Raw genomic sequence first — 13,108 nt, 5'->3', positions numbered from 1 at the left:
CCGCAGCCCGAAGCCCAGCCGGCCCCCGAACCGCAGCCTGCGCCGCAGCCCGAGCCCGAGCCTGAACCGCTGCCCGTCTCGCCCGAGCCGCAGCCCGAGGATGTGGCGGTGGCCCCGGTCGACCAGCCCTTGCCGTCGATGTCCTCGTCGACGCGGCCGAAGCCCAAGCCCGCCGATGTCGTCTCGCCCGTGGTCGAGACGCCGCCGGAAGAGGCGGTGACGGCGGAGTCGCCGACGCCCGCGGTCAGCGAGACCCCGGTCGAGACGCCGGTCGAGCCGCCGAAAGAGGCGACACAAGAGGTGGTGCCGGAAGACACGGGCGACGTGCTGCGCACCGAGGCCACGGAAGACCAGACCGAAGCGCTGGGGATGACCGCGTCGGTGCGGCCGAAATCGAAGCCCGCGCGGCCGAAGCCCACCGAGACCCCGGCCAAGCCGGCCGCTTCGGAAAGCCCAAGCTCGGCGGCGACGGCGGAAGACAGCAGCGACAGCGATGCCGATGCGATTGCGGCCGCCGTGGCGGCTGCGGCGGCGGAAGAGGAACCGGCGGCCAGTTCGGGCGCGCAGGGCGGTGGCCGCTCGGGCCCGCCGCTGACCGCGGGCGAGATCGGCGATATCTCGTCGGTGATCGGCAAGAAGTGGAACGTGGGCTCGCTGTCGACGGATGCCTTGTCTTCGGTCGTGGTCCTGCGGGTGGAGTTCTCGCCCGATGGCCGGCCCGGCAATATCACCCTGATCGAAAGCTCGGGGCCGAGCCAGGCGGGCATTCAGGTCGCCTTCGATGCGGCGCGCCGCGCGATCCAGATCGCCTATCGCGATGGCGGCATCCCGCTGCCGGCGGACAAATACGACACATGGAAAGTGCTGGAGTTTTCCTTCGACGGAAACGGGATGCGGCTGAGATGAGCCGATATCCCGTCGCGCCAGGGGCAAAGGGTCGCCGATCCGCGGGCTTTCCCCTTAGATTTCACCGGGCTTTGGCCTAGGGACAGAAAAAAACGGAGCATGAGGCCTATGACATCGCCCTTCCGCATTCTTTCGCTTCTGGCGCTGGCCCTGGGGCTGGGCGCCGCCCCCTTGACGGCGCTGGCGCAAGATGGCCGGCCGCCGCGGATCGACATCACCGTGGGGGTCATCGAACCGATGCCCATCGCCATTCCCGTCTTCGTCGATGAAGGCGGGGCGGGGGATTATGCCGCGCAGCTGAGCCGCGTCGTGGCCTCGGACCTGGTGGGCACCGGCTTTTTCGCGGCGATCCCGCAAGAGGCGCATATCGCCCGGATCACCAGTTTCGACGGCGGCGTGTCCTACCCGGACTGGCGCGCGATCAATGCCCGCGTGCTGATCACCGGCGCGGTTTCGGTGGCGGGCGACCGCATCACGGTGAAGTTCCGCGCCTTCGACGTGGAAAACGGCACCCAGATCGAGGGGGCGGCGCTGCAATTCGCCGGCACGACCGCGGGCTGGCGGCGGATGGCCCATAAAGTGGCCGATGTGGTCTATTCCAAGATCACCGGCGAAGGCGGCTATTTCGACAGCCGCGTCGTCTTCGTTTCCGAGAGCGGGCCGAAGAATGCCCGCGCCAAGCGCCTGGCGGTGATGGATTACGACGGCGCCAATGTGCAATATCTGACCGATAGCAGCGCCATCGTGCTGGCGCCGCGCTTCTCGCCCGCGGGCGACCGCATCCTGTATACCAGCTACGAATCCGGCTTCCCGCGCATCACGCTTCTGGACGTGGGCAGCCTGCGCCGTCAGAGCCTGGAAGAGCAGCAGGGCACGATGACCTTCGCCCCGCGCTTCTCGCCCGATGGCCAGACCGTGGTCTTCAGCCTGGAACGCGGCGGCAATTCCGACATCTATACGCTGAGCCTGGCGTCGGGCCGGCTGACCCAGCTGACCAATGCGCCCTCGATCGAGACGGCGCCCTCGTACAGCCCCGATGGCAGCCAGATCGTGTTCGAAAGCGATCGCTCGGGCACGCAGCAGATCTACATCATGCCGGCCTCGGGCGGCGAGGGGCGGCGGATCTCGGGCGGCGAGGGGCGCTATTCCACCCCGGTCTGGAGCCCGCGCGGCGACCTGATCGCCTTCACCAAGCAGAATGCCGGCCGGTTCCATATCGGCGTGATGCGGACCGATGGCTCGGAAGAGCGGCTTCTGACCGCCAGCTTCCTGGACGAGGGCCCGACCTGGGCGCCGAATGGCCGGGTGATCATGTTCACCCGCGAAAGCGCGGGGGCGGGCGGACAGGCCAGCCTGTGGTCGGTCGACATCTCGGGGCGGAATCTGAAGCAGATCACCACCGAGGGCCCGGCCAGCGACCCGGCCTGGTCGCCCCTGCTGCCCTGACGTGACAAACGCGTGATGCGCCCCCGGATTCCCATGGGGGCGCAAAGCTGTTAGGTTAACCCCAAAGAGCCCCGGACGTCGCCCCGACGCCATCGAGCCCATAAAGCCCATAAGAGGACAGATCCCCGATGACCCTTACCCCCAAGGCCCTGCTGCTGCTTTCCGCCCTGGCGCTGGCCGCCTGTCAGAATCCCGACCGTTACGGTGCCGGTGGTGGCGCCGGCGGGGCGGGCGGGGCCGGCGGCACCGGCTATGTCGACACGACCGGCCTGGGCGACCCGAGCGATCCGCGCTCGATCGCCTATTTCAACCAGACCGTGGGCGACAAGGTTCACTTCGCGCTTGACCAGTCGACGCTGTCGCCCGAGGCGCGCACGATCCTGACCGCGCAGGCCGGCTGGCTGAACCAGAATGCCGCCTATGCGATCATCATCGAAGGCCATGCCGACGAGAAGGGCACGCGGGAATACAACCTTGCCCTGGGCGCGCGGCGCGCGGCGGCGGTGCAGCAGTTCCTGGTCAGCCAGGGCGTGGCGGCGGGCCGGATGAAGACGATCAGCTATGGCAAGGAACGCCCGATCGAAGTCTGCTCGGACGAGGCCTGCTATTCCAAGAACCGCCGCGCCGTGACGGTGCTGTCGGCTGGCGCAGGGGTCTGATCCCATGCGGCGCCTCGGCGGATCGCTGGTCGTTCTGATCGCGCTGGGGCTTGCCGCCCCGCTGCGCGCCGAAACGCTGGCCGACATCAAGGTCGAGCTGGATCAGCTGGCGGCCGAGTTCAACCGGCTGAAGGCCGAGACCGTCGCCTCGGGGGCCTCGGCCGCCGTGGGCGGCGCCGATGCGCTGGCGCGGATGGATTCGATCGAGGCGGAACTGTCGCGGCTGACCGCGCGGACCGAAGAGATCGAGCTGCGGCTGAACCGGGTTGTGGCCGATGGCACCAACCGGATCGGCGATATCGAGTTTCGGCTGTGCGAGCAGACCCCGGGCTGTGACCCGATGGCCCAGCCGACGACGCCGCCCTTGGGCGGCAGCACCGGCGCCGCCGCGGCGCCGGCTGCCCCCGCCGCACCCACCGGCACTGCCCCCGCGGCAGCGGCCGGCCCCGAAATGGCTGTTGCCGAGAAAGAAGACTTCGACCGGGCCAAGGGGGTGCTCGGTCAGGGTGACTTTCGCAGTGCTGCAACGCTCTTTGCGGCCTATGCCCAATCCTATCCGGGCGGGCCGCTAGTTCCCGAGGCGCATTTCCTGCGCGGCGAGGCGCTGAGCAGCCTTGGCGAGACCTCGGCCGCGGCGCGGGCCTATCTGGACAGCTATTCCAGCGATCCGCAGGGGCAATTCGCCTCGGATGCGCTGCTGAAGCTGGGCCAGGCGCTGGGCAAGCTGGGCCAGGTGCCCGAGGCCTGCCAGACGCTGGCGGCGGTGGCGACGCAATATCCCGGCACGCCGGCGGCGACGCAGGCGCCTGCGGCGATGCAGGGCCTGGGGTGCCAGTAGGGGTGCCAGCAGGCGGCCGGCCCGATCCGTCGGGCGATACGGAAAGATTGCTGGCCGCGGCCCTTGCCGCGACGGGCGGGCAGGACCCGGCGCCCGCGACGATCGGGCTGGCCGTGTCGGGCGGCGGCGATTCGCTGGCGATGCTGCATCTGATGGCGCAGGTGGCGCCGCAGGCGGGCTGGGCGCTGCGGGCGGTGACGGTGGATCACCGGCTGCGCCCGGAAGCCGCCGAGGAAGCCGCCTGGGTCGGCCGGATCTGCGCCGGTCTGGGCGTGCCGCATGAGGTGCTGGTCTGGGACCACGGCGCGATCACCGGAAATCTGATGGAAGAGGCCAGCCGGGCGCGCTACCGGCTGATGGCCGATTGGGCGCGGGATCGGGGCATCGGGCTGGTCACCGTGGCCCATACCGCCGATGACCAGGCCGAGACCTTCCTGATGGGCCTGGCGCGCGCCGCCGGGCTGGACGGTCTGTCGGGCATGCGCCCCAGCTGGCAAGAGGCCGGCGTGACCTTCCGCCGCCCCTTCCTGCGCGAAAGCCGCGCCGCCCTGCGCGCCTATCTGGCGGGCCGCGGGCTGGACTGGATCGAGGATCCGTCAAATGACAATCTGCGCCTGACCCGGGCCAAGGCCCGCCGCGCCTTGCGGGCCTTGGCGCCGCTGGGGCTGGGCGCCAATCGGCTTGCCGCGGTGGTCGAGAACCTGGCCGCGGCGCAGGGGCTGGTGCAGCGGGCGGTGGCGCAGGCCGGCCTTGGCGTGACCGAGGCGGCGGGCAGCCTGCGCTTTGACGCCGCGGATCTGGCGGGATGGGAGCCCGAGATCCGCCGGCGGCTGGTGCTGGCGATGATCGGCTGGATCGCCCGCGCCCCGCATGCCCCCCGCGCGGCCAAGCTGGCCGCCTTGCAGGACGCGCTGCTGCAGGGACGCGATGCCACTTTGGCAGGGGTGCGCTTTCACTGGCAGGGCGCGATCTGCTCGGTCAGCCGCGAGGCGCGGGCCCTGGGTGGGCCGGTGCCTGCGGGGCAGGTCTGGGACGGGCGGTGGATCGTCGATGGCGCAGGCGAGGTGCGCGCTCTGGGCGCGGCCGGGCTGCGCCAATGCCCCGACTGGCGCGCGACCGGCCTGTCGCGGCAGGTGCTGGAGGTCAGCCCCGGGCTTTGGCAGGGCCAGGATCTGATCGCCGCGCCCTGCGCGGGTTTCGGCCGGGCGCCTGCGACATGCGCACCCGCTTTCCAAGACTGGCTGTTATCGCATTGAACCCGGGCCGGGATTGACTATCTTGGGATCAAAGCCCGCAGGCGCTGCCGCCGGCGCGGGCCGCTACGGGAGTATCATGTGAACAACGCACGCAACATCGCCTTCTGGGTCGTCCTGCTGCTGTTGATCCTGGCGCTTTTCAACCTGTTCTCGGGCGGGCAGACCACGCTTTCTTCGCGCAACCTGTCCTATTCCGATTTCATCGCCCAGGTGGAGGCCGGCAAGATCGGTCAGGTCACGCTGGACGGCGAACGGGTGACGGTGCGCGCCAAGGACGGCACGACCTATTCGACGGTCAAGCCCGATGGGGAAAATGTCACCGACCGGCTGATCGCCAAGGGGGTTGACGTCCAGGTGACGCCGCAACAGCAATCGGGCTTCATGTCCTTGATCTCGCTGTGGCTTCCGTTCCTTGTGCTGATCGGCATCTGGATCTTCTTCATGAACCGGATGCAGGGCGGCGGGCGCGGTGGCGCCATGGGCTTTGGCAAGTCGAAGGCGAAACTTCTGACCGAGAAGAACGGCCGCGTCACCTTTGACGATGTGGCCGGCATCGACGAGGCCAAGGAAGAGCTGGAAGAGATCGTGGAATTCCTGCGCAACCCGCAGAAATTCAGCCGGTTGGGCGGCAAGATCCCGAAGGGCGCGCTGCTGGTCGGCCCGCCCGGTACGGGGAAGACGCTGCTTGCCCGCGCCATCGCCGGCGAGGCGGGGGTGCCCTTCTTCACCATCTCGGGGTCTGACTTCGTGGAAATGTTCGTGGGGGTGGGCGCGTCCCGCGTGCGCGACATGTTCGAACAGGCCAAGAAGAACGCGCCCTGCATCGTCTTCATCGACGAAATCGACGCGGTGGGCCGGGCCCGCGGCGTCGGCATCGGCGGCGGCAATGACGAGCGCGAGCAGACGCTGAACCAGCTGCTGGTCGAAATGGACGGGTTCGAGGCGAATGAGGGCGTGATCATCATCGCGGCCACCAACCGCAAGGACGTGCTGGACCCGGCGCTGTTGCGCCCCGGCCGCTTCGACCGCCAGATCCATGTGCCGAACCCCGACATCAAGGGGCGCGAGAAGATCCTGTCGGTGCATGCCCGCAAGGTGCCGCTGGGCCCCGATGTCGATCTGCGCACCATCGCGCGCGGCACCCCGGGCTTTTCGGGCGCTGACCTGATGAACCTGGTGAACGAGGCGGCGCTGATGGCCGCCCGGGTCGGCCGCCGCTTTGTCACCATGGACGATTTCGAAAACGCCAAGGACAAGGTGATGATGGGGGCCGAGCGTCGCAGCATGGTGCTGACGCCCGAGCAGAAGGAAATGACCGCCTATCACGAGGCCGGTCATGCCATCGTCGGCATGAGCCTGCCGAAATGCGATCCGGTCTACAAGGCCACGATCATCCCGCGCGGCGGCGCCTTGGGCATGGTCATGTCGCTGCCCGAGATCGACCGGCTGAACTGGCACAAGGATCAATGCGAACAGCGCATCGCCATGACCATGGCGGGCAAGGCGGCCGAGATCCTGAAATACGGCGCCGAGGCGGTGTCGAACGGACCCTCGGGCGATATCCAGCAGGCAAGCGCGCTGTCGCGGGCCATGGTGCTGCGCTGGGGCATGTCGGATGTCGTGGGCAATATCGACTATGCCGAGGCGGCCGAAGGCTATCAGGGCAATACCGGCGGCTTCTCGGTCTCGGCCGAGACCAAGCGCGCGATCGAGCAGGAGGTGAAGCGCCTGATCGACGAGGGCTATCAGACCGCCCGCAAGATCCTGCTGGAACGCCAGGAAGACTGGGAACGTCTGGCCAAGGGCCTGTTGGAATACGAGACCCTGACCGGTGACGAGATCCGCAAGGTGATTGCGGGCGAGAAGCTGGGCGAGGGCGATTCGGGCGACACCCCGGCCTCGGGCGGCGGCGCGCCTTCGGTGGCGGCGATCCCGAAGACCCGACGCCCGCGCAAGCCGAAGCCCGACCCGGAACCGGCACCGATGTAAGAAAAAGCCCCGCGTCATGCGGGGCTTTTTGTTTGGGGGTTGCTGGTGAAGCTGTGGGTGGCTGGTTCAGGGCCAAATCAGTTGATCGGGGTGTGAAAGGTGGATCAAGCGAGGAACGGACTGTCGCAGCGCACCGAGTGAGTGATATTGATGTGGTTTGGAACGGAAACTTGCAGAATCACTGCCCGCAATCGAGGCGGAATTGGGAATTCAAACCGGAGCTGTTGATTTAACGCGCTACTGCTCTTATTGTTGTGACCGCCTAGGATAAATACAGGGCAGATCTCTGAGCGCATTCGTTGTAGGGGGGTGGAGTTGACTGTAATTGCCAAGCCTTCGATCCAATCTTTGCTTTTGCAGATGCGGTTTAACGGTCAGACGCTTTCCACAGGAACAGGGTTCATATCTTTTTCAAAAAAAGGCCCTCTCCTGATCACTAATAGGCACAACCTTACCGGTCGGCGCCAGGACAACAATAAGCCTATGTCCTCAACTGGGGGTGTCCCAAATGAAGTCGCGGTTTATCACAATCTCAAAGGCCATATAGGATCCTGGCTGTGCAAATTAGAGCCGTTATACTCTGATCTCGACAACAGCAGGAAGCGATGGATAGAGCACCCTGCTTTGGGATCGAGGGCAGATATTGTTGCTCTACCACTAACGCAACTCGAAAACGTTGATCTTTATCCGCACGATCCTGGCAAACCAGGAGAAGATTTAATGGTGGGTCCCGCTGACACTGTCAGCGTTGTAGGTTTTCCATTTGGCATAACCGCTGGTGGCTGTTTTCCAGTATGGGCCACTGGGTTCATCGCCTCTGAGCCGTTTGTAGACTTTGATGACCTGCCGATCCAGTTAATTGATTGCCGGTCTCGCCAAGGGCAGTCGGGATCACCCGTAATTGCATATCGCTCGGGTGGTTCGGTTACTATGTCAGACGGGAGTGCTAACGTGTACAATGGGCCGGTTTGCAAGTTAATTGGTATATATAGTGGGCGTATCAACGCGGAATCAGATATCGGCATTGTGTGGAAAGCAAGCGCTATTTTTGAGCTGGTGAGCAGCGTGTAGATTGCCCATTGATCCAGGCATTATTGCTGATGAGTGAAGCTCTAGGGAAATCCTCTGCCCAACCAGGGTGTCAAATGATAGGCTTGCTCTGCACCTAACATGAGCGTCTCGACCAACGCAGGGACTGGTCACGCTCTGCGCTATCTTCGAATGTCTGATCTTGGCCGCGTATTTTAGCATATATGAATGTCGCTGATTCACTTGCCCTGACATCGTCGCCGATCCCCAGGCACCCCGCCTTCAATCCTTTTGCACGCCGCCGCGCCAGCCGTTAGCATGGGCGGGCAGGCAGGCCGGAGACTGGGATGATCACCGCATACCGCTCGCGCGGGGACCGGCTGGAACGGCTTGACCTGGACCGGCAGACTTTGGGCGAAAGCCGCTGGATCGACCTGGAACACCCCACGGCCGCCGAGGAAGACGCGGTCGAGGCGGCGCTGGGGATCGGCATTCCCACCCGCGAAGACATGCAGGAGATCGAGGCCAGCTCGCGCGCCTATACCGAGGACGGGGCGCTGTTCCTGACCGCCCAGGTTCTGGCCACGCGCGACGATGGCGGCTATGACATCGGCCCGGTGACTTTCGTGGTCATGCCCGAGCGGCTGGTCTCGGTCCATTACCACCATCCCGGCTCGTTCCAGTATTTCGCCGATTGGGCGGCGCGGCATGACACGCCGCTGTCCTGCGGCGCGGCCACGCTTCTGGGGCTGATGGAGGCGGTGGTCGACCGGCTGGCCGATATTCTTGAGGCCGAGGCGCGCAAGCTGGACCTGCTGAGCCGGACGATCTTCGACAGCAGCCGCCCCAACAGCCAGAATGACCGGCTGAGCGTGGTGCTGCAGCGGGTGGGCCGGGCCGAGGATCTGAATTTCAAGGTGAATGAAAGCCTGGCCACGGCGCTGCGGATGCTGAATGCGCTGGCGGCCCCCAGCCTGCCGGGCATGCAGGCGCCGCTGGCGGGGCTGGACCGGCCGCAGCTGAAATCGCTGATCGCCGATCTGCGGTCGTTGCGCGAAGTGGCCAAGGCGCAGTCCGAGAAGATCCGCTTTCAGCTGGATGCGACGCTGGGGGCGATCAACATCCGGCAAGCCGATATCGTGAAACTGTTCTCGGTCGTGGCCTTCGTCTTCTTGCCGCCGACGCTGATTGCCAGCATCTACGGGATGAATTTCGACCATATGCCGGAGTTGCACTGGAGCTGGGGCTATCCTTTGGCGCTGGGGGCCATGGTGGTCTCGGCCGTGGTGCCCTGGCTGTTTTTCCGCTGGAAGAGGTGGCTGTGACCGACTGGAACCCCGATGCCTACGCAGCCTTCCGCGGCTTGCGCCTGCGGCCCGCGCTGGATCTGATGGCGCAGATCCCCGACCTGCCGCCCGGCGATGTGGTGGATCTGGGCTGCGGCGACGGGGCGGCGGCGGCGGCGCTGCGGGTGCGCTTTGGCGGGCGGCGGCTATTGGGGCTGGATTCCAGCCCCGCGATGCTGGCCAAGGCGCAGGGCTATGACGCGCGGATCGAGGCCGATATCGCGGCTTGGCAACCCCGGACGCCGCCGGCGCTGATCTTTTCCAATGCGGCGCTGCAATGGCTGGGCGATCATGCCGCCTTGCTGCCGCGGCTGGCCGGGATGCTGGCGCCGGGCGGCACGCTGGCGGTGCAGATGCCGCGCAACCATGAAGCGGCCTCGCACCGGCTGCTGCACCTGACCGCCCGGGCGCTGTTTCCCGACGATTTCCCGCCCGATCCGCCGCCGCCCGCGGTGGCCAGCCCGCAGGATTATTGGGCGATCCTGGCGCCCCTGGGGCGGCTGACGATCTGGGAAAGCGACTATCTGCAACAGCTTGGCCCCGCCGAGACCGGCCATCCGGTGCGGCGCTTTACCGAAAGCACCTCGATGCGGCCGTTTCTGGAGCGGCTGTCGCCCGCCGACGGGGCCCGTTTCACCAATGCCTATGATGCGGCGCTTGAGACCGCCTATCCGCGGCTTGCCGATGGCGGCGCGCTGTTCCCGTTCCGCCGTCTGTTCCTGATCCTGACAAGGCCGCTCTGATGTCTGCTATACTTGCGACCGAAATCCGCGGCACCGTCACCTGGCTGGGTACCCAGCGCCGGCCGGTCGAGCGGCTGGAAATCTTCGGCGAGGAACTGGCCGAGATGCCGCTGACGCTGGCGGGCTATGCCGAAGAAGTGCATGCGGGCGAGACCCGGCCATCCTGCAGCCGGGTGCTGGCGCTGCATCCGCGCGGGACCGAGATCCGCAACAGCCGGCAATTGTCGGTGGTCTCGGCCGAGGAACTGGCCGAGGTGGCGCAGGGGCTGGGGCTGGACCGGCTGGATCCGGCCTGGCTGGGCGCCAGCCTGGTGGTGTCGGGCATTCCGGATTTCACCCATCTGCCGCCTTCCAGCCGGTTGCAGGGGCCCGATGGGGTGACCCTGGTCGTCGATATGGAGAACCGGCCCTGCCAGGAGCCGGCGGTGACGATTGCCAAGGCAACCGGCGGGCAGGGCAAGGGTTTCAAGGCCGCGGCCAGGGGCAAGCGCGGCATCACCGCCTGGGTCGAACGGGCGGGCGTGCTGCGCCCGGGCGATGCGCTGCGGCTGTTCGTGCCCGACCAGCGCGCCTGGGCGCCTTTGGCCGGGCTGCGCGGGGCCGCGGATTAGACGCAGGCGGAGAACGGTCCGCAGGCGTCGCAATTCACCGCCGGGAGGGCGACCCGCGCGGCTAGACTGGGGACCAGAACCCGAAATCGCCCGAGGGGGGAGACGTAGGATGGCATTCAGAACCGATATCGAGATTGCGCGGGCGGCCCGGAAACGCCCGATCCAAGAGATCGGCGCGCGTCTGGGCATTCCGGCGGAACATCTGCTGCCCTATGGCCATGACAAGGCCAAGGTCGGGCAGGATTTCATCCGCAGCCTGGCGGCCCGGCCGGATGGCAAGCTGGTGCTGGTGACCGCGATCAACCCCACCCCCGCGGGCGAAGGCAAGACCACGACGACCGTGGGTCTGGGCGACGGGCTGAACCGGATCGGCAGACGGGCGGTGATCTGCATCCGCGAAGCCTCGCTGGGGCCGAATTTCGGCATGAAGGGCGGGGCGGCCGGCGGTGGCATGGCGCAGATCGTGCCGATGGAAGAGATGAACCTGCATTTCACCGGCGATTTCCACGCGATCACCAGCGCGCATAACCTGCTGTCGGCGATGATCGACAATCACATCTATTGGGGCAACGAGCTGCAGATCGACGCGCGCCGGGTGATGTGGCGGCGGGTGATGGACATGAACGACCGGGCGCTGCGCGACATGGTCGTGTCGCTGGGCGGCGTGGCGAATGGCTATCCGCGCCAGACCGGCTTTGACATCACGGTCGCCTCCGAGGTGATGGCGATCCTGTGCCTGGCGCAGGATCTGGACGACCTGCAGAAGCGGCTGGGCGATATCGTCGTGGCCTATACCTCCGAGCGCAAGCCGGTCTATGCCCGCGATCTGAAGGCCGATGGCGCGATGACGGTGCTGCTGAAGGATGCGATGCAGCCCAATCTGGTGCAGACGCTGGAAAACAACCCCGCCTTCGTCCATGGCGGGCCCTTCGCCAATATCGCCCATGGCTGCAATTCGGTGATCGCCACCAAGACGGCGCTGAAGCTGGGCGATTATGTGGTGACCGAGGCCGGGTTCGGCGCCGATCTTGGCGCTGAAAAGTTCTTCGACATCAAATGCCGCAAGGCGGGGCTGCGGCCCTCGGCCGCCGTGATCGTCGCCACGGTGCGGGCGATGAAGATGAATGGCGGGGTGTTGAAGGCCGATCTTGCCGCCGAGAATGTTGACGCCGTCAAGCAGGGCTGCCCGAACCTGGGCCGCCATATTGCCAATGTCAAATCCTTCGGCGTGCCGGTGGTGGTGGCGATCAACCATTTCCACGGTGATACCGAGGCGGAAATTGCCGCTGTAAAGACCTATGTCGCCGATCAGGGCGCCGAGGCGGTGCTGTGCCGGCACTGGGCCGAAGGCTCGGCCGGGGCCGAGGATCTGGCGCGCCATGTGGTGGATCTGGTCGAGGGCGGCACGGCCGATTTCGCCCCGCTTTACCCCGACGAGATGGGGCTGTTCGAGAAGATCGAGACGGTGGCGAAGCGGATCTACCGGGCCTCGGAAGTCGTGGCCGACAAGGCGATCCGCGACCAGCTGTGCGCCTGGGAGGCGGCGGGTTACGGTCATCTGCCGGTCTGCATGGCCAAGACGCAATATTCCTTCTCGACCGATCCGTCGCTGCGCGGCGCGCCCACCGGCCATGCGGTGCCGGTGCGCGAGGTGCGGCTGTCGGCCGGGGCGGGTTTCGTGGTGGCGATCTGCGGCGAGATCATGACCATGCCGGGCCTGCCGAAACGCCCCTCGGCCGAGGTGATCCGGCTGAACGAGGCGGGTTTCGTGGAAGGGCTGTTCTAGCGTGCTGCGGTTGCGAAAGGGCCCTGCTTTGGCTATCCCGGCGCCAGCATGGGGGTGGGCATGAAAGCACCGCAGGACTGCGAGACCATGGCCGATGTGCGGGCCGGGATCGACGCCTTGGACGAGGAACTGGTGGCGCTGTTCGCGCGGCGCGTGGCCTATATCGACGCGGCGGCGCGGGTGAAGGCGCGGGTCGGGCTGGCGGCAAGGCTGGAGGACCGGGTCGAGGAAGTGGTGGCCAATGTGCGCCGGCATGCGGCGGCACAGGGGTTGCCGGAAGACGCGTTGGAGAAGCTTTGGCGCCGGATGATCGACTGGTCGATCGCGCGGGAAGAGCGCCATCTGGGGAAGGATCAGGGGCAGTGACGGCCAAGGTGATCGACGGCAAGGCGTTTGCGGCGGGGGTGCGGGCGCAGGTGGCTGCGCATGTGGCGCGGCTGCGCGAGGAACAGGGGCTGGTGCCCGGTCTGGCGGTGGTGCTGGTCGGCGAAGACCCGGC

General features: G+C 66.7%; 12 protein-coding genes and 1 pseudogene. All 13 read left to right on the top strand.

Translation table 11 applies throughout. The annotated features are described in order from the left end of the window. A partial coding sequence (locus K1Y73_RS19150) for an energy transducer TonB (RefSeq protein WP_225029909.1) occupies positions 1–906 on the top strand: 906 nt, incomplete at its 5' end. A 108-nt stretch (positions 907–1,014) separates the two neighbouring features. Then, a complete protein-coding gene (tolB, locus tag K1Y73_RS19145) occupies positions 1,015–2,352 on the top strand; it encodes a Tol-Pal system beta propeller repeat protein TolB (RefSeq protein ID WP_225029908.1) in 1,338 nt (445 codons plus the stop codon). 128 nt (positions 2,353–2,480) lie between these two features. Next, positions 2,481–3,011: a peptidoglycan-associated lipoprotein Pal gene (pal, locus tag K1Y73_RS19140; RefSeq protein ID WP_225029907.1), complete on the top strand. Its 531-nt coding sequence runs from the start codon at positions 2,481–2,483 to the stop codon at positions 3,009–3,011. 4 nt (positions 3,012–3,015) lie between these two features. After that, a complete protein-coding gene (gene ybgF / locus K1Y73_RS19135; protein ID WP_225029906.1) occupies positions 3,016–3,849 on the top strand; it encodes a tol-pal system protein YbgF in 834 nt (277 codons plus the stop codon). Positions 3,850–3,896: 47 nt separating this feature from the next. Further along, on the top strand, positions 3,897–5,105 hold the full coding sequence (tilS, locus tag K1Y73_RS19130; RefSeq protein WP_225029905.1) for a tRNA lysidine(34) synthetase TilS: 1,209 nt from the start codon (positions 3,897–3,899) through the stop codon (positions 5,103–5,105). Positions 5,106–5,183: 78 nt separating this feature from the next. After that, on the top strand, positions 5,184–7,094 hold the full coding sequence (gene ftsH / locus K1Y73_RS19125) for an ATP-dependent zinc metalloprotease FtsH (RefSeq protein ID WP_225029904.1): 1,911 nt from the start codon (positions 5,184–5,186) through the stop codon (positions 7,092–7,094). Positions 7,095–7,409: 315 nt separating this feature from the next. After that, complete coding sequence (locus K1Y73_RS19120; protein ID WP_225029903.1) at positions 7,410–8,165, top strand: trypsin-like peptidase domain-containing protein; 756 nt, start codon at positions 7,410–7,412, stop codon at positions 8,163–8,165. 305 nt (positions 8,166–8,470) lie between these two features. Further along, positions 8,471–9,448, top strand: coding sequence for a magnesium transporter CorA family protein (locus K1Y73_RS19115; RefSeq protein ID WP_225029902.1), 978 nt, complete (start codon positions 8,471–8,473; stop codon positions 9,446–9,448). Further along, positions 9,445–10,212 (top strand): methyltransferase domain-containing protein, encoded by a 768-nt coding sequence (locus tag K1Y73_RS19110; RefSeq protein ID WP_318248259.1) that lies wholly within the window; start codon positions 9,445–9,447, stop codon positions 10,210–10,212. Before K1Y73_RS19115 ends, K1Y73_RS19110 begins: the two co-directional genes overlap by 4 nt. After that, positions 10,212–10,823: an MOSC domain-containing protein gene (locus K1Y73_RS19105; RefSeq protein WP_225029900.1), complete on the top strand. Its 612-nt coding sequence runs from the start codon at positions 10,212–10,214 to the stop codon at positions 10,821–10,823. The genes K1Y73_RS19110 and K1Y73_RS19105 overlap by 1 nt, the downstream gene beginning before the upstream one ends. A gap of 109 nt (positions 10,824–10,932) precedes the next feature. Beyond that, positions 10,933–12,609, top strand: a complete 1,677-nt coding sequence (locus K1Y73_RS19100; protein WP_225029899.1) for a formate--tetrahydrofolate ligase — start codon at positions 10,933–10,935, stop codon at positions 12,607–12,609. Between the two features lie 60 nt (positions 12,610–12,669). After that, positions 12,670–12,975: a chorismate mutase gene (locus K1Y73_RS19095; protein WP_225029898.1), complete on the top strand. Its 306-nt coding sequence runs from the start codon at positions 12,670–12,672 to the stop codon at positions 12,973–12,975. After that, positions 12,972–13,108, top strand: a pseudogene (locus tag K1Y73_RS19090) (bifunctional methylenetetrahydrofolate dehydrogenase/methenyltetrahydrofolate cyclohydrolase); the annotation flags it as partial. The gene K1Y73_RS19095 and the pseudogene K1Y73_RS19090, both read left to right, overlap by 4 nt.

This window comes from Xinfangfangia pollutisoli (genome assembly GCF_020179405.1).
GTDB classification, from domain to species: domain Bacteria; phylum Pseudomonadota; class Alphaproteobacteria; order Rhodobacterales; family Rhodobacteraceae; genus Pseudogemmobacter; species Pseudogemmobacter pollutisoli.
This window is presented reverse-complemented; position numbering and strand designations above follow the sequence as displayed.

What these genes read in the sequence shown, in the direction of transcription:
- tolB (WP_225029908.1), top strand. Translation starts at nt 1,015, where the DNA reads ATGACATCGCCCTTCCGCATTCTTTCGCTTCTGGCGCTGGCCCTGGGG.
- K1Y73_RS19100 (WP_225029899.1), top strand. Translation starts at nt 10,933, where the DNA reads ATGGCATTCAGAACCGATATCGAGATTGCGCGGGCGGCCCGGAAACGC.
- K1Y73_RS19115 (WP_225029902.1), top strand. Translation starts at nt 8,471, where the DNA reads ATGATCACCGCATACCGCTCGCGCGGGGACCGGCTGGAACGGCTTGAC.
- K1Y73_RS19105 (WP_225029900.1), top strand. Translation starts at nt 10,212, where the DNA reads ATGTCTGCTATACTTGCGACCGAAATCCGCGGCACCGTCACCTGGCTG.
- K1Y73_RS19095 (WP_225029898.1), top strand. Translation starts at nt 12,670, where the DNA reads ATGAAAGCACCGCAGGACTGCGAGACCATGGCCGATGTGCGGGCCGGG.
- pal (WP_225029907.1), top strand. Translation starts at nt 2,481, where the DNA reads ATGACCCTTACCCCCAAGGCCCTGCTGCTGCTTTCCGCCCTGGCGCTG.
- ybgF (WP_225029906.1), top strand. Translation starts at nt 3,016, where the DNA reads ATGCGGCGCCTCGGCGGATCGCTGGTCGTTCTGATCGCGCTGGGGCTT.